The organism is Streptomyces sp. NBC_01306 (genome assembly GCF_026340465.1).
Classification (GTDB): Bacteria; Actinomycetota; Actinomycetes; order Streptomycetales; family Streptomycetaceae; genus Streptomyces.
Genome location: NZ_JAPEPC010000001.1, coordinates 3,751,132 through 3,775,933, shown reverse-complemented (window position 1 = coordinate 3,775,933; position 24,802 = coordinate 3,751,132). Strand labels below are relative to the sequence as shown.

General features: G+C 69.9%; 20 protein-coding genes, 4 tRNA genes and 1 other RNA gene. 12 read left to right on the top strand and 13 right to left on the bottom strand.

Annotation, left to right across the window (positions count from 1 at the left end):
• The first annotated feature begins 119 nt into the window (after positions 1 to 119).
• Positions 120 to 371 (top strand): DUF3073 domain-containing protein, encoded by a 252-nt coding sequence (locus tag OG385_RS16505; protein WP_164263978.1) that lies wholly within the window; start codon positions 120 to 122, stop codon positions 369 to 371.
• A 237-nt stretch (positions 372 to 608) separates the two neighbouring features.
• Here OG385_RS16505 and purM read toward each other — a convergent pair whose 3' ends face one another.
• The 4 genes from purM to OG385_RS16485 form a co-directional block, all read right to left on the bottom strand.
• The gene (gene purM / locus OG385_RS16500) at positions 609 to 1,709 is read right to left on the bottom strand and encodes a phosphoribosylformylglycinamidine cyclo-ligase (RefSeq protein WP_266855411.1); all 1,101 of its coding nucleotides are present in this window, start codon (positions 1,707 to 1,709) and stop codon (positions 609 to 611) included.
• Between the two features lie 32 nt (positions 1,710 to 1,741).
• Positions 1,742 to 3,268: an amidophosphoribosyltransferase gene (purF, locus tag OG385_RS16495; RefSeq protein WP_266855410.1), complete on the bottom strand. Its 1,527-nt coding sequence runs from the start codon at positions 3,266 to 3,268 to the stop codon at positions 1,742 to 1,744.
• A 79-nt stretch (positions 3,269 to 3,347) separates the two neighbouring features.
• Entirely contained in the window at positions 3,348 to 4,142 is a 795-nt protein-coding gene (locus OG385_RS16490) for an META domain-containing protein (RefSeq protein WP_266855409.1), read from the bottom strand.
• 120 nt (positions 4,143 to 4,262) lie between these two features.
• Positions 4,263 to 5,054, bottom strand: a complete 792-nt coding sequence (locus OG385_RS16485) for a maleylpyruvate isomerase family mycothiol-dependent enzyme (protein ID WP_266855408.1) — start codon at positions 5,052 to 5,054, stop codon at positions 4,263 to 4,265.
• A gap of 173 nt (positions 5,055 to 5,227) precedes the next feature.
• Here OG385_RS16485 and OG385_RS16480 point away from each other — a divergent pair, with 173 nt between their 5' ends.
• Positions 5,228 to 5,587, top strand: coding sequence for a DUF805 domain-containing protein (locus OG385_RS16480; RefSeq protein WP_266855407.1), 360 nt, complete (start codon positions 5,228 to 5,230; stop codon positions 5,585 to 5,587).
• Between the two features lie 185 nt (positions 5,588 to 5,772).
• Here OG385_RS16480 and purL read toward each other — a convergent pair whose 3' ends face one another.
• Genes purL through purS form a run of 3 tightly spaced genes read right to left on the bottom strand, consistent with a single transcriptional unit; the run spans position 5,773 to position 8,980 of the window.
• Complete coding sequence (gene purL / locus OG385_RS16475; RefSeq protein ID WP_266855406.1) at positions 5,773 to 8,055, bottom strand: phosphoribosylformylglycinamidine synthase subunit PurL; 2,283 nt, start codon at positions 8,053 to 8,055, stop codon at positions 5,773 to 5,775.
• Positions 8,052 to 8,732, bottom strand: a complete 681-nt coding sequence (purQ, locus tag OG385_RS16470) for a phosphoribosylformylglycinamidine synthase subunit PurQ (protein ID WP_164263992.1) — start codon at positions 8,730 to 8,732, stop codon at positions 8,052 to 8,054. Before purQ ends, purL begins: the two co-directional genes overlap by 4 nt.
• A complete protein-coding gene (gene purS, locus OG385_RS16465; protein ID WP_266855405.1) occupies positions 8,729 to 8,980 on the bottom strand; it encodes a phosphoribosylformylglycinamidine synthase subunit PurS in 252 nt (83 codons plus the stop codon). The genes purQ and purS overlap by 4 nt, the downstream gene beginning before the upstream one ends.
• Before the next feature lie 353 nt (positions 8,981 to 9,333).
• Here purS and OG385_RS16460 point away from each other — a divergent pair, with 353 nt between their 5' ends.
• The 8 genes from OG385_RS16460 to OG385_RS16425 all read left to right on the top strand — a co-directional run bounded on the left by OG385_RS16460 (position 9,334) and on the right by OG385_RS16425 (position 14,557).
• Positions 9,334 to 9,651 (top strand): Lsr2 family protein, encoded by a 318-nt coding sequence (locus OG385_RS16460; protein ID WP_266855404.1) that lies wholly within the window; start codon positions 9,334 to 9,336, stop codon positions 9,649 to 9,651.
• 189 nt (positions 9,652 to 9,840) lie between these two features.
• Positions 9,841 to 9,912: transfer RNA gene (locus tag OG385_RS16455), tRNA-Gly, on the top strand.
• 86 nt (positions 9,913 to 9,998) lie between these two features.
• Positions 9,999 to 10,071, top strand: a tRNA-Gly gene (locus tag OG385_RS16450).
• 225 nt (positions 10,072 to 10,296) lie between these two features.
• Positions 10,297 to 11,205: an ABC transporter ATP-binding protein gene (locus OG385_RS16445; protein WP_266855403.1), complete on the top strand. Its 909-nt coding sequence runs from the start codon at positions 10,297 to 10,299 to the stop codon at positions 11,203 to 11,205.
• A gap of 284 nt (positions 11,206 to 11,489) precedes the next feature.
• Positions 11,490 to 12,233: an ABC transporter permease gene (locus OG385_RS16440; protein ID WP_266860924.1), complete on the top strand. Its 744-nt coding sequence runs from the start codon at positions 11,490 to 11,492 to the stop codon at positions 12,231 to 12,233.
• Positions 12,234 to 12,385: 152 nt separating this feature from the next.
• Positions 12,386 to 13,702, top strand: coding sequence for a sensor histidine kinase (locus tag OG385_RS16435; RefSeq protein WP_266855402.1), 1,317 nt, complete (start codon positions 12,386 to 12,388; stop codon positions 13,700 to 13,702).
• Between the two features lie 158 nt (positions 13,703 to 13,860).
• Positions 13,861 to 14,463 carry a response regulator transcription factor gene (locus OG385_RS16430; RefSeq protein WP_266860922.1) on the top strand — a complete coding sequence of 201 codons (603 nt, stop codon included), beginning with the start codon at positions 13,861 to 13,863 and terminating at the stop codon, positions 14,461 to 14,463.
• 21 nt (positions 14,464 to 14,484) lie between these two features.
• A tRNA-Gly gene (locus OG385_RS16425) sits at positions 14,485 to 14,557 on the top strand.
• A 195-nt stretch (positions 14,558 to 14,752) separates the two neighbouring features.
• Here the strand turns inward: OG385_RS16425 and OG385_RS16420 are convergent.
• The 6 genes from OG385_RS16420 to ffs all read right to left on the bottom strand — a co-directional run bounded on the left by OG385_RS16420 (position 14,753) and on the right by ffs (position 23,619).
• Positions 14,753 to 15,652 (bottom strand): phosphoribosylaminoimidazolesuccinocarboxamide synthase, encoded by a 900-nt coding sequence (locus tag OG385_RS16420; RefSeq protein ID WP_266855401.1) that lies wholly within the window; start codon positions 15,650 to 15,652, stop codon positions 14,753 to 14,755.
• Between the two features lie 148 nt (positions 15,653 to 15,800).
• A complete protein-coding gene (locus OG385_RS16415; RefSeq protein ID WP_266855400.1) occupies positions 15,801 to 17,258 on the bottom strand; it encodes a N,N-dimethylformamidase beta subunit family domain-containing protein in 1,458 nt (485 codons plus the stop codon).
• Positions 17,259 to 17,683: 425 nt separating this feature from the next.
• Entirely contained in the window at positions 17,684 to 19,402 is a 1,719-nt protein-coding gene (locus tag OG385_RS16410) for a hypothetical protein (RefSeq protein WP_266855399.1), read from the bottom strand.
• 202 nt (positions 19,403 to 19,604) lie between these two features.
• Positions 19,605 to 20,855: a phosphoribosylamine--glycine ligase gene (gene purD, locus OG385_RS16405; protein ID WP_266855398.1), complete on the bottom strand. Its 1,251-nt coding sequence runs from the start codon at positions 20,853 to 20,855 to the stop codon at positions 19,605 to 19,607.
• Between the two features lie 251 nt (positions 20,856 to 21,106).
• Positions 21,107 to 23,416: a DNA polymerase III subunit gamma and tau gene (locus OG385_RS16400; protein ID WP_266855397.1), complete on the bottom strand. Its 2,310-nt coding sequence runs from the start codon at positions 23,414 to 23,416 to the stop codon at positions 21,107 to 21,109.
• Positions 23,417 to 23,524: 108 nt separating this feature from the next.
• Positions 23,525 to 23,619, bottom strand: an RNA gene (gene ffs, locus OG385_RS16395) — signal recognition particle sRNA small type.
• A gap of 74 nt (positions 23,620 to 23,693) precedes the next feature.
• On the opposite strand from ffs, the gene OG385_RS16390 reads away from it, so the two are divergent.
• Both OG385_RS16390 and OG385_RS16385 read left to right on the top strand, forming a co-directional pair.
• Positions 23,694 to 23,781, top strand: a tRNA-Ser gene (locus tag OG385_RS16390).
• Between the two features lie 177 nt (positions 23,782 to 23,958).
• A complete protein-coding gene (locus tag OG385_RS16385) occupies positions 23,959 to 24,747 on the top strand; it encodes an HNH endonuclease (protein ID WP_251074259.1) in 789 nt (262 codons plus the stop codon).
• The last annotated feature ends 55 nt before the right edge of the window (positions 24,748 to 24,802 follow it).

Genomic DNA, 24,802 nt, shown 5'->3' with positions numbered 1-24,802 from the left:
CGGAAGCAGGTACCGTTGAAGCCCTACGGACCGGACTCTTCACGGAGAGTCCGTTCCGAATCATGAACGGGTGTCAAGACTCTGGGGCCGTCGAGCCCCGTCACCGAGGGGGTCGAGCCATGGGGCGCGGCCGGGCAAAGGCCAAGCAGACGAAGGTCGCCCGCCAGCTGAAGTACAGCAGCGGCGGAACGGACCTGTCACGTCTGGCCAATGAGCTGGGCGCATCTCCTACGAGTCAGCCACCGAACGCGGAGCCGTTCGAGGACGACGAAGAGGAAGATGACCCGTACGCACAGTACGCGGATCGTTATAACGAGGATCAGGACGAGGACGACGAGTCCGGTCCTTCGTCTCAGCGCCGCGGCGCTTGACGTACAACACCTCAGAGCATTTCCCGGCGCGGCCTGTGGCTGCGCCGTCACACTGACCCGGTCCAGGGCCTGCGCCACGGACCGGGTTCAGTGCTGTCCACCCTGTGCGGACACCGGGTGCACCGCCGGTGCGGACCCGGGCGGTCCGCCGCGTCCGCACCGAACCGGTGTGTGACCCGGTACGCACTCCGGGCGACCGGTCCCGGTCCGTCCCTGTCCTGACCTGTTCCCGGCCGCCTACTTGGCGTAGTCCCCGGTCAGCTCGGCGCCCGTGGCGTGATCGCCGCGGCCGGTGATCTCTCCCGCGACCCAGGCGTCCAGGCCCCGGTCCTCGAAGGTCGCCAGCGCCGCGTCCACCGACTCCGCGGGGACGACGGCCATCATGCCGACCCCCATGTTCAGGGTCTTCTCCAGCTCCAGGCGCTCGACCTGTCCGGCCCTGCCGACGACGTCGAAGACCGCGCCGGGGGTCCAGGTCGAACGGTCGACCGTGGCGTGCAGATGGTCCGGGATCACCCGGGCCAGGTTGTTGGCGAGGCCGCCGCCGGTGATGTGGCTGAAGCCATGCACCTCGGTCGTACGGGTCAGCGCCAGGCAGTCCAGCGAGTAGATCCTGGTCGGCTCCAGCAGCTCCTCGCCGAGCGTCCTGCCGAACTCCGCGATCTCCCGGTCCAGCGTCCAGCCGGCCCGGTCGAAGACGACATGGCGCACCAGCGAGTACCCGTTCGAGTGAAGTCCGGACGAGGCCATCGCGATGACGACGTCACCCTCGCGGATCCGCTCGGGACCCAGCAGCCGGTCCGCCTCGACCACACCCGTACCGGCGCCCGCGACGTCGAAGTCGTCCTCGCCGAGCAGGCCGGGGTGTTCGGCGGTCTCGCCGCCGACCAGCGCGCAGCCGGCCAGCACACAGCCTTCGGCGATGCCCTTCACGATCGCGGCGACACGCTCGGGGAAGACCTTGCCGACGCAGATGTAGTCGGTCATGAAGAGCGGCTCGGCGCCACAGACGACCAGGTCGTCGACGACCATGCCCACGAGGTCGTGGCCGATGGTGTCGTACACGCCCATCTTCCGGGCGAGGTCGACCTTCGTACCGACACCGTCGGTGGCGGAGGCGAGGAGCGGCCGCTCGTACCGCTTCAGGGCCGAGGCGTCGAAGAGGCCGGCGAATCCGCCGAGGCCGCCGAGGCCCGCGACCTCCGCGCGCTGCGTCTTCTTCACCCACTCCTTCATCAGCTCGACGGCGCGGTCACCGGCTTCGATGTCGACGCCGGCAGCCGCGTAGCTGGCACCGGCGGCCTGGTGCGGAGCGCGCTCGGAAGATTCAGCAGACATGGTTCTGGGACTTTCGTGTCGTCCTGCGGGGCTTACGGGCGACGGAGCGCTTCGGCGGCGGCGGTGCTCGCCGGTCCGGCCGCGAGCTCGGTCTCCAGCAGCTGTTTGCCGAGCAGCTCGGGATCGGGCAGCTCCATCGGGTACACGCCGTCGAAGCAGGCGCGGCAGAGGTTCGGCTTGTCGATGGTCGTCGCCTCGATCATGCCGTCGATGGAGATGTACGAGAGGGAGTCGGCGCCCATCGAGGTCGCGATCTCGTCCACGGACATGCCGTTGGCGATGAGCTCGGCCCGGGTGGCGAAGTCGATTCCGAAGAAGCAGGGCCACTTCACGGGCGGGGAGGAGATCCGGATGTGGATCTCGGCGGCGCCCGCCTCACGGAGCATCTTGACCAGGGCGCGCTGGGTGTTGCCGCGGACGATCGAGTCGTCGACGACCACCAGGCGCTTCCCGCGGATGACTTCCTTGAGCGGGTTGAGCTTGAGGCGGATGCCGAGCTGGCGGATCGTCTGGGACGGCTGGATGAAGGTCCGGCCGACATAGGCGTTCTTGACCAGGCCCGAGCCGTACGGAATCCCGCTGGCCTCGGCGTAACCGATCGCGGCGGGCGTGCCCGACTCGGGCGTCGCTATCACCAGATCGGCGTCCGCCGGAGCTTCGGCGGCCAGCTTCCGGCCCATCTCGACCCGCGAGAGGTAGACGTTCCGGCCGGCGATGTCCGTGTCGGGGCGCGCCAGATAGACGTACTCGAAGACACAGCCCTTGGGCTTCGCTTCTGCGAATCGGACGCTGCGCAGACCGTTCTCGTCGATCGTGATCATCTCGCCGGGCTCGACCTCGCGGACGAAGGCGGCGCCGCAGATGTCGAGGGCGGCGGACTCGGATGCCACCACCCAGCCACGCTCCAGACGGCCGAGGACCAGCGGGCGGATGCCCTGCGGGTCGCGGGCCGCATACAGGGTGTTCTCGTCCATGAAGACGAGCGAGAAGGCGCCCTTGACCTCGGGCAGCACCTTGGGGGCTGCTTCCTCGATCGTCAGCGGCTTGCCGTCGTCATCGGTCTGGCCCGCGAGGAGCGCGGTGATCAGATCGGTGTCGTTGGTCGCGGCCAGCTGCGTGGAGCGGCCCTGCTCCTTGGGCAGCTCGGCGACGAGTGCGGACAGCTCGGCCGTGTTGACCAGGTTGCCGTTGTGACCGAGCGCGATCGATCCGTGCGCGGTGGCACGGAAGGTGGGCTGCGCGTTCTCCCACACCGATGCTCCGGTGGTGGAGTAGCGGGCATGGCCCACCGCGATATGGCCCTGAAGAGAGCTGAGAGAGGTTTCGTCGAAGACTTGTGAGACCAGACCCATGTCCTTGAAGACCAGGATCTGGGACCCATTGCTCACTGCGATGCCCGCGGACTCCTGTCCACGGTGCTGCAGGGCATACAGTCCGAAATAGGTGAGCTTGGCGACCTCTTCGCCCGGAGCCCAGACACCGAAGACGCCACAAGCGTCCTGGGGGCCTTTCTCTCCGGGGAGCAGGTCGTGGTTGAGTCGTCCATCACCACGAGGCACGCCACCGAGTGTAGGCGAGATCGACCACTGGTCCGAATTGGGGATCCGTCGCGACGCCCCTTCTGACCGATAAGCGGCGCTATGCGGTGGCGCGGATTCCGGTCCCGCCGTGGGCCGTGAGCGTGAGCACATGGTGCTGGATTCCGTAGCGCACAGGCCCGTGCAGGACCTTGAGCAGCTGCCTCTCCAGGGTCATGGCGGGCCCCTTGCACATCATGCGGGTGGTGGTGAGAGGCCCGAAGGTGACGGTGCTCCCCGTGACCTTTGCCATACCGCTGACCTTGTTGCAGCCCAGGTTCCCGCGGACGGAACCGTCCTTGACGAAGGTCAGCCGGGCCTTCCCAGCCGTGCCCGGCGGGAGGGTGGACATGCTCGCGCCGTCGGTCAGCGCGTCCACCTTCCACGCCGTCCCGACGAGCGGAGGGGTCCGCTCCGCAGGCTTCCGCGTGAGGGTCACGGAGTCGCCCTTCTGTGTACGCAGAGTGAGCTTCCCGCCGCTGAGGTGGACGGCGAGCTTGCCGGTGAGGGTTTTGCGGAGAGCGGTCTCGTAGCTCTGCAGGTTCTTCGGACAGCCGATGAGCGTGCTGGTGGCGGCGCCGACGGTGAGGGTGGCGCCCCTCACCGTGACCGGCGCGCTGAGGTGGTTACAGCCGGACGAGCCGTTCACCCGTCCCTTCTCGAATGCGATGCCGGCATCGGCCGGGGCCTTCCGCACCTGGCCGCCCGCTGTCACGCTGTCGACGGTCCAGCCGGTCCCGGTGAGGGGGACATCCGGCTCGGCCGGGGTGCTCGAACCCGCTGCTCCTTTTTCCGTGCCACAGGCGGCCAGCGCGACGAGGGCCAGGGCGGCGACGGCTGTACGTTGCGTGTGCATGGCGATTGGACGGAACGGGTGGGGTGTCCGGTTCCCCCTCTGCTTCGGTTCCCCCTCTGCTTCGGTTCCTCCTCTGCTTCCGCTCCCCTCCCTCTGCTTCGGTTCCTCCTCCGCTTCCGTTCAGCTCATGACCGGAAGCAGAGCCGAGAGGTCGGCGCGCTCGCCGCTCGCCGCGACCTTCGCGCCGTCGACCGCCGTCTGCCACTCCGTACGCCCGGTGGCCAGCCGGATCCAGCTGAGCGGGTCGGTCTCGACGACGTTGGGCGGGGTGCCGCGGGTGTGGCGGGGGCCCTCGATGCACTGGACGACGGCGTACGGCGGGACCCGCACCTCCGTCGACGCACCCGGGGCCTTGACGGCGAGGGCGTCCGCGAGGAGCCGGGTGCAGGCGGCCAGGGCCTGTCGGTCGTACGGGATCTCCAGCCCGGCGGCGGCGTTCAGGTCGTCGGTGTGGACGACCAGCTCCACACAGCGCGAGACCAGGTAGTCGCAGAGCCGCATCGCGCCGACGCGGGTGGCGAGCAGCCGCTCGCCGTCGGCGCCGGGCAGCCGCTCGGCGATCCGGGCGGCGGTGCGGCCGAACAGCTCTTCCGGAGTGGAGGCGGCGGCGAGCGCCCGGACGTCGTCGGAGATCTGGCCGGCGACCGGGGCGGTGGCGAACGGCCATTCCAGCAAGGTCAGTTCCTGGGCTGCCGGAGGCTCCTGGTCGAGGCATCTGCTGATGCTCTCGACGGCCATGGTGAGATGCGCGGCCAGCTCGCGCACGGTCCAGTCACCGAGCCGGGTGGGCAGCGCCAGCTGGTCGGGCGTGAGGGCGGTCACCGCGCCCCTCACATGCTCGAACTGGGCCAGCACGGCGGTGCGGGTTCTGACGAAGTCGTAGCGGCGGGCGCGCTTCTGGGACGGCGGCATACGGATGAGCCTAGAGGGAGGGTCCGACAGTGACCCGTCCCCGCTCGGTCATCTGTGCGCCACGCACCGAACCTTGACCCGTCCACATCAAGCCACATATGTTCTACGGTCCGGCTCGTCAACCAAAACGGGCCGCTCGGCGTGACTTTGGGCATGACTTTGGGGGGACCGAAGTGAACTGGTATCTCGATGTGCTCAAGAACTACGTGGGCTTCAGCGGGCGCGCACGGCGCCAGGAGTACTGGATGTTCACGCTGTTCAGCATCATCATCAGCATCGTGCTGGTGATCATTTCCGCCGCTCTGCTCGACAACAGCAGCTGGCTCAGCGGCCTTTACAGCCTCGCCGTACTGCTGCCGACGCTCGCCGTGACCGTACGCCGCCTGCACGACACCGGCAGGTCGGGCGGCTGGATCTTCATCGGGCTCGTCCCGCTCGTGGGCTGGATCATCCTGCTCGTCTTCCTCGCATCCGAGGGCGAGCGGCAGAGCAACTCCCACGGTCCCGACCCGAAGGCGGTCGCCGGCTACTGATCCGGCCGACCGGCGCCCACCGCGGTCGCCCGGGGCATCACGGCCGGGCGACCGGCACCGTGACCAGCAGCGGAACGACGTCGGCCCCCAGGACCACAACGGGTCCCGGGGGCCGACCTGTCACGCGAGCCTGCTGTCACGCGGGCCCGCCATCACACCACTGGCCTCAGGCGAAACACCACGCCTCAGGCGAACAGCCCTGGAACCGTGGCCTCGTGTGCGCTCCTCAGCTCGCTCAGCGCGATGCTGAACTCGCCCTGGACCTCGATCTCCTCGCCGTCCACCACACCGATACGGGTGACGGGCAGACCCCGCGCCCCGCACATGTCGTTGAAGCGGAGCTCCTCGCTGCGCGGGATCGAGACGACCGCGCGCCCCGCCGACTCCGAGAACAGGAAGGTGAACGCGGACAGGCCGTCCGGGACGATCAGCCGCGCACCCTTCCCGCCACGCAGGCAGGACTCGGTGACCGCCTGGATCAGACCGCCGTCGGACAGGTCGTGCGCGGCGTCGATCATGCCGTCGCGCGACGCCGAGATCAGGATCTCCGCGAGGAGCTTCTCGCGCCCCAGGTCGACCCGGGGCGGCACCCCGCCGAGGTGGTCGTGGACCACCTGGGACCAGGCCGAACCGCCCAGCTCCTCATGGGTGTCCCCGAGGAGGTAGAGCAGCTGGCCCTCCTCCGCGAACGCCATCGGCGTACGGCGGTTGACGTCGTCGATCACACCGAGCACCGCGACGACCGGCGTCGGGTGGATGGCCGCGTCGCCCGTCTGGTTGTAGAGCGACACATTGCCGCCGGTGACCGGCGTCCCCAGCTCCAGGCAGCCGTCCGCGAGACCGCGGGTGGCCTCGGCGAACTGCCACATGACGGCCGGGTCCTCGGGCGAACCGAAGTTCAGACAGTCGGAGATGGCGAGCGGCTTCGCACCGGTGGTGGCGACATTGCGGTACGCCTCGGCCAGCGCCAGCTGCGCACCCGTGTACGGGTCGAGCTTCGCGAACCGGCCGTTGCCGTCGGTCGCCATGGTCACGCCCAGATTCGACTCCTCGTCGATCCGGACCATGCCCGCGTCCTCGGGCATCGCGAGCACCGTGTTGCCCTGTACGAAACGGTCGTACTGGTCGGTGATCCACGCCTTCGACGCCTGGTTCGGCGACGCGACGAGCTTCAGGACCTGCTCCCTCAGCTCGGCCGAAGTGGCCGGCCGGGGAAGCTTGTTGGCGTCGTCCGCCTGGAGGGCGTCCTGCCAGTCGGGCCGGGCGTAGGGCCGGTTGTACGTGGGGCCCTCGTGGGCGACCGAACGCGGCGGCACATCCACGATCTGCTCGCCGTGCCAGAAGATCTCCAGCTGAGAGCCCTCGGTCACCTCACCGATGTCGGTGGCGATGACGTCCCACTTCTCGCAGATCTCCATGAACCGCTCGACGTGCTGCGGCTCGACGATCGCGCACATGCGCTCCTGCGACTCGCTCATGAGGATCTCCTCGGGCGAGAGCGAGGAGTCGCGCAGCGGAACGGTGTCCAGCTCGACGCGCATCCCGCCCGAACCGGCGCTCGCCAGCTCGGACGTGGCACAGGAGAGCCCGGCGCCGCCGAGGTCCTGGATGCCCGCGACCAGCTTCTCCTTGAAGATCTCCAGGGTGCACTCGATGAGGAGCTTCTCCTGGAAGGGGTCGCCGACCTGGACGGCCGGACGCTTCGCGGGACCGGTCGACTCGAAGGTCTCGGACGCCAGGACCGAGACGCCGCCGATGCCGTCGCCACCGGTACGGGCGCCGTACAGGATGACCTTGTTGCCGGTGCCGGACGCCTTCGCGAGGTGGATGTCCTCGTGCTTCATCACACCGATACAGCCCGCGTTGACCAGCGGATTGCCCTGGTAGCAAGGGTCGAAAACGACCTCGCCGCCGATGTTCGGCAGGCCCAGGCAGTTGCCGTAGCCGCCGATCCCGGCGACCACGCCCGGCAGTACGCGCCGGGTGTCGGGGTGGTCGGCCGCGCCGAACCGCAGCGGGTCGACGACGGCGACCGGGCGGGCCCCCATGGCGAGGATGTCGCGGACGATGCCGCCGACGCCGGTCGCCGCGCCCTGGTAGGGCTCGATGTACGAGGGGTGGTTGTGCGACTCGACCTTGAAGGTGACGGCGTAACCCTGGCCCACGTCCACGACGCCGGCGTTCTCCCCGATGCCGACGAGCATCGCGTCGTTGACCGGGACCTTCTCGCCGAACTGCTTGAGGTGGACCTTGCTGCTCTTGTACGAGCAGTGCTCGGACCACATCACGGAGTACATGGCGAGCTCGGCGCCGGTCGGACGGCGGCCGAGGATCTCGCGGATCCGCGCGTACTCGTCCTCCTTGAGGCCGAGTTCCTTCCAGGGCTGCTCGGCTTCGGGGGTCTCGGCGGCGTGCTTGACGGTGTCGAGGCGGCCCTTGGCGGCGCTCTCGTTTCGTTCAGTCGTCATGCGTTGACCAGCTTCTTCAGGATCGAGGAGAAGAATCCGATGCCGTCGGTACGCCCCGTACCGATCAGCGGCTCCACGGCGTGCTCGGGGTGCGGCATCAGACCGACCACATTGCCCGCGGCGTTGGTGACGCCTGCGATGTCGCGGAGCGAACCGTTCGGGTTGCCGTCGAGATACCGGAAAGCGACCCGCCCCTCGGCCTCCAGCTCGTCGAGCACCCGCTCGTCGGCCACGTAGCGGCCGTCGATGTTCTTGAGGGGTACGGAGATCTCCTGGCCAGCGGTGTAGTCGGCGGTCCAGGCGGTCTCCGCGTTCTCGACGCGCAGCTTCTGATCGCGGCAGATGAAGTGGAGATGGTTGTTCCGGAGCATCGCGCCGGGCAGCAAATGCGACTCGGTGAGGATCTGGAAACCGTTGCAGATACCCAGGACCGGGAGACCGGCCTTCGCCTGCTCGATGATCGTCCCCATCACCGGCGAGAAGCGGGAGATGGCGCCGGCCCGCAAATAATCGCCGTACGAGAAACCACCCGCGAGGACGACCGCGTCGACCTGCTGGATGCCCTTGTCGCGATGCCAGAGCGAAACGGGTTCGGCGCCCGCGATCCGCACGGCACGCAAGGCGTCCCGGTCGTCGAGCGTGCCCGGGAAAGTGACGACTCCGATACGAGCTGTCACTTCTCTGCCTCCACCTTCACGGTGAAGTTCTCGATGACGGTGTTGGCGAGGAACGTTTCGGCGAGCTCGTTGATGCGGGCGAGGGCGGCGTCATCAACCGGCCCATCGACCTCCAGCTCGAAACGCTTTCCCTGACGGACGTCGGCGATTCCATCGAAACCGAGACGGGGCAGTGCACGCTGCACCGCCTGTCCCTGCGGGTCGAGGATCTCCGGCTTGAGCATGACGTCGACTACGACGCGTGCCACTGGCACTCCCGGTGTGTGGTGCGAAGGCGGTCCCATCACACTACCTGCCCACAGAATCTACGCGGGTAGATATCGGAGCGGCCCGATCACGTTCAGATATCGGCCCCGACAACCGACCGACAACGAACCGACAACACCGATGAAAAATCCTCGAAAAAATCCGCCTACCGGATTGCACTCGGACACGCGCATGTAATTGGGTGGGCTTCACAATGCGGCGCCTTCCGCTGTACAAAGGAATTGGCGTAACTCAAAATCAGCCGTAAGGCCGACATCACAGCACGTCAACACGGCGGCACGCCCTGCGTGACACCGCACAGGCACGGTGATGTCGAAGGAAAGGACCGAAGTCCGTGGCTCAGCGAGTAGTGGTCACGCTCTCCGACGACATCGACGGCGGAGAAGCGGCGGAAACGGTCACCTTCGGTCTCGACGGAAAGTCGTACGAGATCGACCTGAATACCGCCAATGCAAAGAAACTACGCAAGTCGCTGGCCCCGTTCCTGGAGGCGGCTCGAAAGCAGTCGAAGTCGGGCAAGGCCTACCGGCACACCTCGGTGGCACCCGACCCGGCGGCGGTCCGCGCCTGGGCCCGGTCCAACAAGATGGAAGTACCTGCCAGGGGCCGCATCCCGAAGAAGGTCTACGAGGCGTTCAACGCGGCCGGCTGACCCGCCCCGGGCCGGCCGGCGGGCGTGGGTGCAGGCGTGGGCGACTCATCGCCGGCTCATGGCTGACTCATGGCCGACTGGTCGCCGACTCCCCCTCGGAGTGCCCGACTTGCATTCCACCCCTGCTGGTCAGCTAGAGTCTGGAGCACGCCGAAGGGCGAGGCCGAAAGGCCCCGTTCAAAGCAGCGTGCGGGTGTAGTTCAGTAGTAGAACATCCCCCTTCCAGGGGGAAGGCGCAGTGTGCAATTCCTGTCACCCGCTCTGCATTGCTCTCCGGACCGGTCCACTCGGACTGTCGGGTAGAGTGGTGTTCGCACCGCCCGGTGAAAGCCGGTCGGGTGCAATCTGCGGACGTAGCTCAGTTGGTAGAGCGCAACCTTGCCAAGGTTGAGGTCGCCAGTTCGAACCTGGTCGTCCGCTCAGCAGCAGGAACGAGAAGCCCCCGGTCGGAATCCGACCGGGGGCTTCTTCGTGGTTCCGGCTTTCTTCGTGGCTGACCCGGGCTGTTTCGTGGCCGGTTCCTTGGCAGGTGGGCCGGGCTTCTCCGTGGCTGGCTCCTTGGCCGGTGGTCCGGGCTTCTCCGTGGCTCGGCTCTGATGACATATGTCATCGGGCGGGGGCCTGTGGCGGGGGCAGCCTGGATGCATGACAGATGTGATTGAGGTCGCAGACCTGCGGCGCACCTATGCCGGTGGGTACGAGGCGGTGGCCGGCGTCTCCTTCTCCGTGGCCGCCGGGGAGCTCTTCGCCCTGCTGGGGACGAACGGCGCGGGGAAGACCTCCACGGTGGAGCTCCTGGAGGGACTGGCTCCGCCGAGCGGGGGCCGGGTGCGGGTGCTGGGGCACGATCCGTACCGCGAGCGGGCCGCCATCCGGCCGAGGACCGGCGCCATGCTCCAGGAGGGTGGTTTCTCCCCCGAGCTGACCGTGGCCGAGACGGTCCGGATGTGGGCGGGCTGCACGAGCAAGGCGCGGCCGGTCGGTGAGGCCATGGAGATGGTGGGGCTCGGCGGGCGGTCTGCCATACGGGTGAAGCAGCTGTCCGGCGGCGAGAAGCGGCGGCTGGACCTGGCGATGGCGCTCCTGGGCCGCCCCGAGGTGCTCTTCCTCGACGAGCCGACGACGGGCCTCGACGCCGAAGGGCGCCGGGAGACCTGGGAGTTGGTCCGGGAGCTGCGCGACAGCGGTACGACGGTCCTGCTGACCACGCACTACCTGGAGGAGGCCGAAGTCCTGGCCGACCGGCTGGCGATCCTGCACGAGGGCCGGATAGCGGCGGAGGGCCGGGTGGACGAGGTGGTGGCCGCGCAGCCCTCGCACATCTCCTTCTCCCTCCCCGAGGGGATCGCGGTCGGCGATCTGCCGCCACTGGGGAGTTACGTCCGCACGGGCGGGGCCGTCCAGCTGCGGACCGACGAGCTGCAGCGGTCCGCCACCGAACTCCTGCTGTGGGCCAGGGACAAGGAAGTCGAGCTGCGGGGGCTCGATGTCCGGTCGGCCTCGCTGGAAGAGGCATTTCTCGGTATCGCACAGAAGCAGGAGGTCACACGGTGAGCACCACGGGGGAACGGACGGCGGCCCAGCAGGCCGCAGGGAAACACACGACAGAGACCGGGGCTGAGGCTGAGGCCGGGGCTGAGGCCGGGGCTGAGGCCGGGGCTGAGGCCGGGGCTGAGGCCGGGGCTGAGGCCGGGGCTGAGGCCGGGGCTGAGGCCGGGGCTGAGGCCGGGGCCGCGTCTGGGACTGGGGCTGGGGCCGGCTGGGCCAGGTCCAGGATCGGGGCGGGCTGGACCAGGACCGGGGACGGAGAGCGGGTGCAGACGCTCAGCACGGGCCGGATGCTCGCCCTCGCCCGCGCCGAGCTGACCCTGCTGGGACGCAGCAAGGCCTCGCTCTTCACCATGCTGGTGCTGCCCATCGCGATGACCTTCGTGATCTCGTCGGCGACCGACCAGAAGACCCTGGACAAGGCGGGGCTGTCCGCCGGCGCGGTGCTGCTGCCCGGGGGCATCGCGTTCGGCCTGCTCTTCGCTCTGTACAACGGCGTGGTCGGGGTGCTGGTGGTCCGCCGTGAGCAGCTGGTGCTCAAACGGCTGCGTACGGGAGAGGCCCGGGACACGGAGATACTCGCCGGGGCCTCCCTGCCCTCGGTGATCATCGCGCTGGTGCAGTGCGTGGTTCTCTCCGCAGGCTGTGCGGTGGTCTTCGACATGGGCCTGCCGCCCGCTCCGCAACTGCTGCTCGTGGGTGTCGCGCTGGGGGTCGTGATGCTGACCGCGCTGGGAGCGGCGACGGCGGGCATCACCAAGTCCGCCGAGGCCGCCCAGCTGACGGTCATCCCGCTGATGCTGGTGTCGATGGCAGGGTCGGGCGTGTTCGTCCCGCTGGAGATATTCCCCGACCGGCTGGCGTCGGTGTGCGAGCTGCTGCCCCTGACACCGGTGGTCGAGCTGGTACGGGGCGCCTGGACCGGGTCGATGTCCGCGCACGACGCCTTCGGACATGTCCTGACTGCCGTGGCCTGGACGCTGCTCTCGGTGTTTGCTGTACGCCGGTGGTTCCGCTGGGAGCCACGCCGCTGACGATGGCCTCAGGCGGCCGGGGACCTCACGTGGGGGGCCTGTCTCGGGCCGAGGCGCCGGGGGCTGACCGGGGGTCGAGTTGGCTCGGGCAGGGCAGGGAACGACCCGTCCGGGGGCGGCAGCCGGGGACGTTCGGAGACAAGGAGTGCGTGATGCGGTGGCTACGGGGATGGCGGAAGCGGGGCGGGTTCGCACAGGCCGACCTCTACGCACGCGCGACGATATACGCCCTGCTGTGGCTGGCCGTCGCCCTGCAGGTGATGTTCAGCGTGACGCGCCCGGTCCGTCACTCCGGGGCGCCCACCGCGCTGATCGCCGCGTCCTGCCTGCTCGCGGTCGCACAGGGGGTGTACTGCACCTCGCTGGCCTCCGGTGGTCTGGCCGAGTATCTGGGCCAAACCACGCTCTCCCGGCGGCTGGTGGCCTTCGGGGCGGGTCTGATGGTGATGAGTCTGGTGGCTGTTCTGGTGCTCGCCTCGGCCGTCGGGCTGCGGGACTTCCCCGACGCGGCGGTGATGCTGTGTGCCGCTGTGATGCCGTTCACGATGACGCACAGCCTGATTGTTCGGAAGCGGGTGTCGGCCCTGGTGCAGCTGGGCGCCCTGGTCGCGGTGTGCGGGGCGGTCCTGCTGCTCGGCGGCGACCGGCAGCTCGTCGGTGCCTGCATTGCCGGCATGGTGTGCGGGCCCGCGTGGTACGCCATCACCACCCGCTGCTCGGCCTGGCATCTGGGCGTGATGTGGAAGCTGCACGAGGCCAAGGACGTGGAGGCGCGGCTGGCCGTCGCGGAGGAGCGCCTGCGGTTCGGCCGGGATCTGCACGATGTGATGGGGCGCAATCTCGCCGTGATCGCGCTGAAGAGCGAGCTGGCGGTGCAGTTGGCCCGGCGGGGGCGGCCGGAGGCAGTGGACCAGATGACCGAGGTGCAGCGCATGGCACACGAAGCGCATCGGGAGGTACGTGACGTGGTGCGGGGATACCGGGGAGTGGACCTCGCCACGGAACTGGGCGGAGCCCAGGGCGTGTTGGAGGCGGCCGGTATCGAGTGCACCGTCAGCGGGCCGCCGGACGGGCTTCCGGCAGACGTTCAGTCGGCGCTCGGCTGGGTCGTCCGGGAAGCCGCCACCAATGTCCTGCGCCACGGGGACGCCCGGCGCTGCACCGTCGCGGTGGCCAGATCGGCATCCGGTGCGACTCTGACCGTCGAGAACGACGGAGCGGTCGGCGGGAGCGGCAGCGGCGCCTCCCCGGGCACCGGGCTCGCCGGGCTGCGGGAGCGGCTGACCGCCGTGGACGGCACACTGACGGCCGGCCCGACCCCCGGCGGAAGATTCCGCCTCACCGCGGACGTACCGCTGCCCGACACCGCCAGGGCGGACCCCACCTCGGCCATGCGCACCTCCGCCCCAGGGACAGCCGCAGAGGCAGCAGAAGAGTCAGCAGAAACAACAGAAGAGGCAACCGCATGACCGACCCGTCACCGGTACCCGCGCCTGGGGCCGCGTCCGTACCGGCGCCCGTACCGGCGCCCGTCCCCGCGTCCGTACCGGCGTCCGTACCGGCGTCCGTCCCCGCATCCGTACGGGCGTCCGTCCCTCCGCCGGTTCCCGCACCCGTTGCCGCGCCCATACGCGTGCTGCTCGCGGACGACGAGCACCTCATCCGGGGAGCGCTCGCCGCGCTGCTCGGGCTGGAGGACGACCTGGTGGTCGTGGCCGAGGCCGCGTCCGGCCCCGAAGCGCTCGCCATGGCGCGGGCGCACCGGCCCGATGTGGCGGTGCTCGACCTTCAGATGCCGGGGGCCGACGGTGTGAGTGTGGCCACATCCCTGCGCACCGCGCTCCCCGAGTGCCGCTGCATGATCGTCACCAGCCATGGGCGGCCCGGCCATCTCAAACGGGCGCTCTCCGCCGGAGTGAAGGGGTTCGTTCCGAAGACCGTTTCCGCACAATGGCTGGCCGAGATCATCCGTACGGTGCGGGCCGGAGGGCGTTATGTGGACCCGGAGTTGGCAGCCGATGCGATCTCCGCCGGGGACTCACCCCTCACGGCCCGGGAGGTCGAGGTGCTTGAGCTGGCAGCGGACGGCGCACCGATCGCGGAGATCGCCGAACGGGCCTCGCTGTCGCAGGGGACGGTGCGGAACTATCTGTCGTCGGCCGCGTCGAAGCTGGGAGCGGAGAACCGTCATACCGCGGTGCGTCTCGCACGGGAGCGCGGTTGGGTATAGTGGTCTTCGCGCACAGCGCATGCGGACGTAGCTCAGTTGGTAGAGCGCAACCTTGCCAAGGTTGAGGTCGCCAGTTCGAACCTGGTCGTCCGCTCAGCAGCAGGAACGAGAAGCCCCCGGCCGGATTCCGGCCGGGGGCTTCTCCGCGCGTGGGGCCCTCCCAGCCGGGAGCGCACGAAGGGCCCCGAGCTCTGACCAACGGGCTACGGGCCCTTCGCGCTGACGCCAACCAGCGGTGTCACCCGAGCCGGAGGGCCCGGGTGACGGTTAGGACGCTGCTGCGACGCGGCTACGACCAGGGGGTCCCGGTCAGCAGCTCGTAGGCCTCCACATACTTCGCCCGGGTCGCATCCACGATCTCCTGCGGGAGTGCGGGCGGCGGCAGTTCGCCCTTGCGGTCCCAGCCGGAAGCGTCCGACGTCAGCCAGTCGCGCACGAACTGCTTGTCGTACGAGGGCTGCGCATGGCCCGGCTCCCAGTCGGCGGCGGGCCAGAAGCGGGACGAGTCCGGAGTCAGCACCTCGTCGGCGATGACGAGTTGATCGCCGTCATAACCGAACTCGAACTTCGTGTCGGCGAGGATGATGCCCCGCTCGCGCGCGATGCCGCGGGCCCGCTCATACACGTCGAGGGTCGTACGGCGCAGATCGAAGGCGGTCTCCGCGCCGGTCTGGCGGGCGACTTCCTCGTAGCTCACGTTCTCGTCGTGGTCACCGACAGCCGCCTTGGTGGCCGGCGTGAAGATCGGCGCCGGGAGTTCGGAACCGTCGGTCAGCCCCTCCGGCAGCGCGAGACCGCAGACGGTGCGGTGTGCCTCGTACTCCAGCAGACCCGAACCGGTGAGGTAGCCACGGGCCACGCACTCCACCGGGACCATCCGCAGCGACCTGCAGACCAGGGTGCGGCCCGCCCAGTCGGCGGGGGCGCCGGCCGGCAGGTCGGTGGAGATGACGTGGTGCGGTACGAGATCGGCGAGCTGGTCGAACCACCACAGCGACAGCTGAGTGAGCACCCGGCCCTTGTCGGGGATCTCGGTGGGCAGCACCCAGTCGTACGCGGACAAACGGTCGCTGGCGACCATCACGAGGTCGCCCGCCTCGTTCTGGTACAGGTCGCGCACCTTGCCGGTGTGCAGGTGTACCAGGCCCGGCACCTCAAGAGGCTCGGGCTTTTCTACGAATCCGGACACGGTTCCTCCCCGTGGTTCTGTCCAAGCGGTGGGGTCGGAGTCGATTCTCCCGTATACGCCGCGTGCGGGCCCCGCCAGGGTCGGCCCCCGGCCCGACGGTGTTGCCGGAGAGGGTTGGACAGCCTCCGGTGGTGGGCCGGTCGCCTGATCAGTCGCGCTTGCAGATGCGGTCGAGGAGGTTGGCCGTCGCGCGCTGGATCCGGGAATCCACGTGGCCCGGGCGGTCCAGCGCGGGCGACCAGGCGAAGGTGCCCGAGGCGAAGACGAGCGAGCCGGAAGGGGCGCGGTACAGGGACGTCTCCTGGTGCCGCATGGTCCCCTCGCTGTCCTCGTACGGCGAGTGGGCGAGCAGGATCCGGCTCTCGTGCTGCGGGAGAGCCGTGCGCGGGAAGTAGCGGTCGGCCTCGCCCGCGACCAGACCGGCGAGTTCGTCGCCCTCACCCGCGCCGGTCGCGTCCCAGAGCCAGTGCTCGGCGTTCCGTACGACCAGCGGGCTCGGGTCGGGGACCCGCCCGGCGTACTGGATGCCGAGGAGCTGCTGTTCCGGACGGTCGATCTCGCGCCACAGCGTGGGCTTTCCGGGACCGCGGCGTTTGCGGCAGGTGAGGAGCCGGTCCGGGACACCGGACGGGGACGGGCCGAGATCGACCTGCCAGTACATGGTGTTGGCCGAGAGGAAGACGAGGGAGGTGCCGTGCTCGCGGGCGGCCTCCGTCGTGCGCCGCATGGGGACCGACCAGTACTCGTCATGGCCGGGGAAGACCAGGCCGCGGTAGCGGGTGGGGTCGATGCGCCCGGCGTGCAGATCGCGGGCGTCGGCATAGGCGAGGTCGTATCCGTAGCGCTCGGCCCAGCGGATGAAGTCGTAGGCGTGGCCCACGTGCAGAGGCAGGCCGGCGCCCGCGTAGGGCCGGTCGAAGGAGACCGTGGTGGCGGCGTCCTCCTCGCCGAGGAGACGGCCCACGCCGTCCCACGCGTGGTAGAGGCTGGCGCCGGTGTGCCCGTCCTCCGGGTAGAGGTTGTAGGCCTGCCAGGTCACGTCGGGCAGGAGGAGCAGCAGATCCGCCGGATGGCTGTCCCGGACCGTGAAGGGGATGTGGGAGCGGTAGCCGTCGACGGTGGTGAGCACCGCGACATAGGCCCCGATCGACCAGTACGAAGGGATCTGCAGCCGCCAGGAGAGCCACCAGTGATGGCAGGAGACCGTGCGGTCGGCGGTGAGCGGGGGCGGCTGCACGATGCCGGAGATCCGCGGGCTTGTGGTGATCTTCGCCGCGCCGTCGCCGCCGTAGTGACCGATGCGGTAGATGTCGACGGAGAACTGCTGGGGCGGGTCGACCGTGACATGGAAGTCGATGGCCTCGCCCGGGGCGGCCGCGCCGTTCGACGCGAACCCCTTGATCTGCTTCTTCACGTCGTCGGCGGTGCGCGGACCGCCGGAGCGGTGGTGCGGAGCGTCCGGGGCGTACCAGGGGACGACATGACCGGTGTCGTCGAAGTAGTGCTCGCTCCCGCGAAGCCAGGGCAGCGGGCCCTGTCCGAACGGATCCGAGACGGCGTGCGCGAGGGCCCCCGATTCCCAGCGCCGGATCTGCTCCGCCCCCATGCGGCTCCCCTTCCCTCGGCCACTCAGGCACAACAGTGATGCACCGACTGTCAGCGACCGGCCCCAGCACATCACATAAGGCACTCACTCCGTCACTGTTCGTCGCGAATTGGCGAGGAGAGTGCCGAAATCGTGGAATGATCCAGGGAAGATGCCGGGAAGTTCCGGGCGCGGTTTTCCGTGTCTCTCCGGCTCTCCGGCTCTCCGGCTGCCTGTCTCTCCGCTGTCTCTGCCCGTCCCTCTTGTCGCACGAGGCGAACCAGGTGCACGAGGCGAACCAGGTGCACCAGGCGCAGCGCAGCTGTCACACGAACGGTGTCGCCCGGCGGTTTCCACACGACAGCCGTCAATCCACCTGAGCCACACCGCGCGACCGGCCCGGGTGCGGCGCCACATCGGCCGCCGCACGACGCCACCCGCCCGGCTCACACCAGCCGTACCGGCTTCTCCGCGCGCACCCCCACCGCCGTCAGCCACCCCTGCAACGGCTCCCCGTCGCCGTCCTCCACCAGGCTCATCACGTGCCCGCCCAGGTCCGCCCTGCGCTCACCGCCCACCAGCAGCGCGGGACCGTCCAGCCAGTCCAGGCCGGGTGCCGCGCCGGCCGTGTCCACCGCGGCGCAGCAGACCATCGCGGTGACATGGTCGGCCAGCAGATCACGCCCGATACGGGGCGGCTGGAGCGGGAAGAGCGGGATCGCCCCGGTGTCCCAGAGCTCCTCGCCCTCCAGGATGCCGCCCGGCACGGGTGCCGGCGCTGCGGCCTCCTCGCGGGCGACCTCGGCGGTGACGGCAGCCGCCAGCGCCTCCGTGTCGTCGGCTGCGAGATGGTCCAGGACGCGGGCCAGCGTCGGGCCGCCCGGATCCTCCTCCGCGGCCGGACCCGCTTCGGCCGTGCGGCGCACGCCCAGCTGGTCCAGGACGCGGTGCAGCCTGGCCGCTTCCGTACGCCATTTCCGGTCGACGACCTCTTCCGGGTACTGCTGCCAGTCCACCGGGGACCAGTCGGGGCCGGTGTCGGCCGGGCCGCCGTGGAAGAGCCTGGCCGCGAGGAGGGAGGTGGCGGCGTCGATCGCGCCCGGCTCCTCCAGCAGGTCGCAGGCAGGGCGCTCGCCCAGCCGGGAGGTGAAGCCGTCGGCCAGGCGGTCCCTGCGCGACAGCTCGGTGAGCGCGGAGACCACCCCGGCGTCGAGCCGGGAGGGCCAGCGCCCCATCCGCCAGGCGGGCAGCGCTACCCGGGTCAGCAGCCTGTCCCAGCCCGCGTAGGCCAGGCCCACCTGCTCCTGGGCGACGATCCGCAGCCCGTAGTCCACAGCCTGTGCACGGTCCGAAGCGGCAGCCGCGACGCCGCGCTCCATCTCGGCCGCATGGCCGCGGCAACTGCGCAGCATCAGCCGCGCGGTCCAGCCGATGAAGCCGTACGCGATCCGCCGCACCGGGCCGAGCCCGGCCCGGGACGAGACGGCGACCGCCGCGTCCAGCCCCCGTACGAACCGGCGCGAGGCCGCGATGTCGGGGTGCGCCGAGGGTCCCGTACCCGCGATGACCGGCGCGAGGAGGGCCCGCAGCTCGGCCACCCGCATCCACCACAGGAAGGGCGAGCCGATGACCAGCACGGGGGCGTCCGCCACCCGGCCGGAACGCACCGACCGTATTCCGCGCATTCCGCGCACGGCGCCCAGCGGTCCGCCGGATATGGACTGCGCGGCGGGGTGCGAACGGTCCTCCAGCCAGCTGTCGCAGTCGGGCGTCAGCGCTATCGCCGACGGGACAGGCACTTCGAGCCGGTCCGCGAGGTCCCGCACCATCCGGTGCAGGTCGGGCGCGGATGCCTCGGTGAGCGCCACCGTCGGACTGACGGCGGGCCCGGCCCTGGCGATCACGGCTCCCACGACAGCGGCCACCCCGGCCACCACCACCGCGAACCCCGTCACCACCCACCGCGCCACGTCCCAGCTCCCGCCGCTGAGGCGGCCCATGGCACCGCCCGCCAGCAGCACGACCGCGACCGCGGCCGGCAGCAGCGCGACAGCCAGGGCTCTGCCCCGGACCGCCAGAACGGCCAGCGCATGGGCGCGTGCGCCCTGCGCACCCCGCTTGCCACGCGGATTCACGCGCGCATCACTCGTACGGTTCTCGGACACGGCTGGACGTCACCCCCCTCTGCCCTGCGACGGCTTTGCTCACTCCCCCACTGTGGCACCCGCCACTGACATCGCAATGCCGGTGGGCCAAGTGCCGGAACGCCTGCGCCGCAGACTAGTTGGGGTCCCGGCAAGCGTCATCCGGATGGGGCAGCCGTCACTCGATGGAATGGCTTTGGGTAAAGGTGCTGACGCGAAGCCGTCAGATGGCTGCGGCTTTCGCAGCGATGTCCGTACGATGCTGCGCCCCGTCGAGCCGCACCCTGCCCAGCGCGGTGTACGCGCGCTCACGGGCCTCGCCCAGGTCGGCACCGGTAGCGGTCACCGAGAGCACCCGGCCGCCCGCGCTCACCACCGCGTCGCCTACCTGCCTGGTGCCGGCGTGCAGAACGTACGCATGGGGCGCATCCTGGGCCGCCACCTCGTCGAGCCCGTCGATGGGGTCACCGGTGCGGGGGGTGTCCGGGTAGTTGTGCGAGGCGATGACGACGGTCACAGCGGCCTCGTCGCGCCAGTTCAGCGCGGGGACCGTGTCGAGGGTGCCGTTGGCCGCGTTCAGCAGGACACCGGCGAGCGGGGTCTTCAGCCTGGCCAGCACCACCTGGGTCTCGGGGTCGCCGAACCGGGCGTTGAACTCGATGACCCGTACCCCGCGTGAGGTGATCGCGAGGCCCGCGTACAGCAGCCCCGCGAAGGGCGTACCCCGGCGGCGCAGCTCGTCGACGGTCGGCTGGAGCACGGTCTGCATGACCTCGTCGACCAGCTTGGGGTCGGCCCAGGGCAGCGGGGAGTACGCGCCCATACCGCCGGTGTTGGGACCCTCGTCGCCGTCGAGCGCGCGCTTGAAGTCCTGCGCGGGCTGGAGCGGGAGGACGGTCACGCCGTCCGAGATCGCGAAGAGCGAGACCTCCGGGCCGTCCAGGAACTCCTCGATGACCACCCGGCCGCAGGCAAGCGCATGGGCGCGGGCGGCTGCGATGTCCTCGGTCACGACGACACCCTTGCCCGCGGCCAGGCCGTCGTCCTTCACCACGTACGGGGCGCCGAAGGCGTCGAGCGCCGCGTCGATCTCCGCCGGGGTGGTGCAGACATAGGCACGGGCGGTGGGGACGTTCGCCCCCGCCATCACGTCCTTCGCGAAGGCCTTGGAGCCTTCCAGCTGCGCGGCCTCCCGGCTCGGACCGAAGCACGGGATGCCCGCGCCCCGTACGGCGTCGGCGACACCGGCGACCAGGGGCGCCTCGGGGCCGACGACGACGAGCCCGGCACCGAGGCGGACCGCGAGCCGGGCGACGTCCGCGCCGTCCAGCGCGTCCACCGCGTGCAGCTCGGCCACTTCCGCGATGCCCGCGTTTCCGGGGGCGCAGTGCAGGGAGGTGACCTCGGGGTCGAGGGAAAGAGAGCGGCACAGGGCGTGTTCGCGGGCGCCGCCGCCGATGACAAGGACCTTCACGGTGCGAAGCCTAGCCCGCGCACCGGGGCCGGCCCGGCGCGGGCCTTGTGCGGGCCACCGAAAGCGGTGTCCACGCGCGTTCGTAGATTCCTCCACGCACGGGACGCGGCCGGCTGCCCGCGCTGCCCACTCTGCTCGTGCCGCCCGCGCTGCTCGTGCCGCCCGGGCTGCCCGTGCCGCCCGTGCCGCCCGCGCTGCCCTCGCTGCCCTCGCTGCCCTCGCTGCCCTCGCTGCCCTCGCTGCCCGTCGTTCTACTCGTTCGTGTACTCCTCGACCACCGTCGCCCCCAGCTCGCGCACGATCAGATCGTGGCCGGAGAGCGCCGAGTCGACCAGGTCGGGGTCGTCGTCCTCAGGGGTGTCGTCCTCCAGCGAGACGGGCGGCGGACCGTCCGGCACCGGCGGCGGCTCGGGCTCCCGGAAGGCCTGCGGCCGCTGGCGCTGCGGCGGCTCAGGAGCGGGCGGCTGCTGGACCGGTCCGGGCGCCGCGGAACCGCCTCCGGTCTGGGGTGCCGGGCGCTGCGGAGCAGGGGAGGAACCACCGGGGCCGGGGTGGTTGCTGCCGCCCGGGGGCTGCGTACCGCCGGAGGGGTCGACAATCGCGTCGACTCTCCACTGGACGTGGAACTGGTCGGCGAGGACCTGCTTCAGGACGTCCTCGCTGCCGCTGGACGCGAAGTTGTCCCGGGCCCCCGAATTGGGGAAGCCGAGCTGGAGGGTGGTCCCGTCGAAACCGGCCACCTGGGCGTTCTGACTGAGCAGGATCCAGGTGAAGCGACGCCGGTTCTTGACGGCTTCGAGGATGTCGGGCCACATGTTCCGCACCTGGGCCGCCCCCTGGGCCATACCGGGCGCGGGCGCGGCGGGGGGCGCGGACGACGGGCCGGCAGACGCAGCCGGCGGGACCGCCTGCGCGGACTGCCCCTGCCCCGGAGCCGTGGCGGACGGCCAGCTGCCCGCAGGGCGCTGGGACTGGTGCTGGTGCTGGGGCTGGGCGGCGGGGGCAGCGGCGGCAGCACCGGGCCAAGCGCCGGGCTGCCGGGTGGCGGGGGCCGAGGCGGGGGGCTGCGCGGGACCGGCGGGCCGATCGGACGGAGCGGCCGAGGGCGCGTTCGCAGCGTCAGCAGAAGGCGCAGCCGGAGCGGGGGCAGGGGCACCCGCAGGACCGGCGCCGGGCACCGCACCCGGGCTGTCCCCCCGGGCCGCGGCGCGAGCGGCGGCGGGTCCCGTGCCGGGCGCAACCGTCATACCGGGCCCGGAAGGACCCGCAGACCCACCGGCCCCCACAGGTCCACCGGCCCCAACAGGCCCACCAGCCGGTGCAGTCGGCGCAGCCATCGTGGGATGCGCCTCGGCGCCCGGTACGTACCCCATGGCGGGCCCCTGCCCACCGGGCACAAAGGCGCCGCCGCGCTCCAGACGGTCCAGCCGCGCCTGCAGGGAGCGCTCGTCGTCGAAGGCGGCCGGGAGCAGCACTCGCGCACAGATCAATTCGAGCTGGAGCCGCGGGGAGGTGGCACCGCGCATCTCGGTGAGCCCGGTGTTGACCAGGTCCGCCGCGCGGCTCAGCTCGGCGGCGCCGAAGACGGAGGCCTGCGCCTGCATCCGCGTGACGACATCCGCCGGAGCATCGATCAGCCCCTTCTCCCCCGCATCCGGCACGGCGGCCAGGATCACCAGGTCGCGCAGCCGCTCCAGAAGGTCGGCCACGAACCGGCGTGGGTCGTTGCCGCGTTCGATGACCTGGTCGACGAGCTCGAAGGCGGCGGCTCCGTCCGAGGAGGCGAAGGCGTCGATGACGGAGTCGAGGAGCGTCCCGTCCGTATAGCCGAGGAGGGCGGTGGCCATGGCATACGTCACACCTTCCTCGCCCGCACCTGCCAGCAACTGGTCCATGACGGACATGGAGTCCCGAACGGATCCCGCCCCGGCCCGCACGACGAGGGGCAGCACGCCGTCGGCGACTTGGGCGCCCTCCTGCCCGCACACCTCGCCGAGGTAGTCGCGCAGGGTGCTGGGCGGCACCAGCCGGAAGGGGTAGTGGTGCGTACGCGACCGGATGGTGCCGATGACCTTCTCGGGCTCGGTGGTCGCGAAGATGAACTTGAGATGCTCCGGGGGCTCCTCGACCACCTTCAGCAGGGCGTTGAACCCCGCCGAAGTGACCATGTGCGCCTCGTCGATGATGTAGATCTTGTACCGGCTGCTCGCCGGCCCGAAGAACGCCTTCTCGCGCAGGTCACGGGCGTCGTCCACGCCACCGTGCGAAGCTGCGTCGATCTCGATGACGTCGATCGACCCCGGACCGTTACGCGCGAGGTCCTGGCAGGACTGGCATTCACCGCACGGCGTGGGAGTGGGCCCCTGCTCACAGTTCAGACAGCGGGCCAGGATCCGCGCACTGGTGGTCTTGCCACAGCCGCGCGGCCCGCTGAACAGATACGCGTGGTTGACCCGGTTGTTCCGCAGAGCCTGCTGCAACGGGGCAGTGACGTGCTCCTGCCCGATGACCTCGGCGAACGATTCGGGACGGTAGCGGCGGTACAGCGCAAGGGACGACACATGTACGAGGTTATCGGGGCCCACTGACAACCAACGCCCCGAGCGACCCACGCCCGCGAACGATCCATGCCCCGAGCGACCCACACCCCGGGGAACGCCCCTGGAACGCAAAGGGCCCCCCACGCACCCGCCAGAGCCAACCTACCCTTGCTGCCTTCCGGCCCTGGGGGAGTTCAGTCAGATAGCGCCACGTGAGGGGCTGACCCACACCCTAGCTGATCCACCCGGGTGGAATCGAGTTCGCTAGCACTCCTCAACGTCTTGTATTGTTTGCCGCGGAGGATTCGCCTAGTGGCCTAGGGCGCACGCTTGGAAAGCGTGTTGGGGGCAACCCCTCACGAGTTCGAATCTCGTATCCTCCGCCATTGCTCTCACCGGGCATACGTTGAAGGGCCCCACCGTTCGCGGTGGGGCCCTTCGGCGTTGAGGGTTGCAGTTTGGGTTGCAGTTGCTTCGACCAGGCCGCGACGGCTCACTGCACGCGCAAGAGCCCGGTCTGGTTCTTCTGCGACCACCTGAGCTCTTCTGACAAGGTGCCACCCATGGGGGTCTCCGAGAAGACGCGCAAGATCGTGTGGGCTGAAGCCGGCGGGAGGTGTGCAATCTGCCGTGGGGAGGTGATCACCCCAGGGACGGACTGTGATGATCCGTCGGTCTTCGGCGAGGAGGCACACATCGTGGCTCGTTCCAAAGGCGGCCCGAGGGCGGAGGACCTGGACGACGCCTCCAGAGACAGCCATACCAATCTGCTGCTGCTGTGCAGTAGGCACCACAAGCAGATAGATGACCAACCCACCCATTTCACGGTTGAGCGACTCCGGGAGATCAAGGAGCGGCATGCCGCTTGGGTCCGGCGCTCACTGGACGACAACACCTCAGGCGGCGTGAGGCTCGTTCCCGACCCGGCTTTCCCTCAGCCCAGGGCGTTGGCGCTGATCACGCGGGGCAACCCTCTATGGAACATGATCAAGGCGAGTCTGGCGTTCGAGTACGCCCTGCCGGACGATCTTCCTGACGACGAAGAGTCGTTGATCGTGGAGTTCCTGGACCTGCTCCGGGACTACCTCGACATCGCCCCGGAGCTTCACAGTGTGCGCGACAACCGAGACGCGGAGAAGACACTTGAGGGTTACGTCCGCGAGCTTGCCGAACAGGATTTCCTCGTGGGCGCCTACGTACGTCACCTGATCTACGTTGATGGTCGTGGCGATCCCCTGGCATGGCCCATGCTCCGGGTCGAGGTTCTGCCCACGTCAGTCGCCGTCGTCACGGATCAGGCCGGTCGGCCCTACACCACCGAGCAAGGCGAAGAGCAGCCCGCCGAAAGGTAGGATTCCGGGGGGGTGTCTACAGCCAGCTCGAAGGGGCCGGCCCGAACTCAGATGC

Coding starts and splice junctions, on each gene's coding strand:
- purM (WP_266855411.1), bottom strand. CDS start 1,709: ATGTCTGCTGAATCTTCCGAGCGCGCTCCGCACCAGGCCGCCGGTGCC.
- OG385_RS16490 (WP_266855409.1), bottom strand. CDS start 4,142: ATGCACACGCAACGTACAGCCGTCGCCGCCCTGGCCCTCGTCGCGCTG.
- purL (WP_266855406.1), bottom strand. CDS start 8,055: ATGACGACTGAACGAAACGAGAGCGCCGCCAAGGGCCGCCTCGACACC.
- OG385_RS16505 (WP_164263978.1), top strand. CDS start 120: ATGGGGCGCGGCCGGGCAAAGGCCAAGCAGACGAAGGTCGCCCGCCAG.
- OG385_RS16485 (WP_266855408.1), bottom strand. CDS start 5,054: ATGCCGCCGTCCCAGAAGCGCGCCCGCCGCTACGACTTCGTCAGAACC.
- OG385_RS16445 (WP_266855403.1), top strand. CDS start 10,297: ATGACAGATGTGATTGAGGTCGCAGACCTGCGGCGCACCTATGCCGGT.
- OG385_RS16415 (WP_266855400.1), bottom strand. CDS start 17,258: ATGGGGGCGGAGCAGATCCGGCGCTGGGAATCGGGGGCCCTCGCGCAC.
- OG385_RS16435 (WP_266855402.1), top strand. CDS start 12,386: ATGCGGTGGCTACGGGGATGGCGGAAGCGGGGCGGGTTCGCACAGGCC.
- OG385_RS16440 (WP_266860924.1), top strand. CDS start 11,490: ATGCTCGCCCTCGCCCGCGCCGAGCTGACCCTGCTGGGACGCAGCAAG.
- OG385_RS16385 (WP_251074259.1), top strand. CDS start 23,959: ATGGGGGTCTCCGAGAAGACGCGCAAGATCGTGTGGGCTGAAGCCGGC.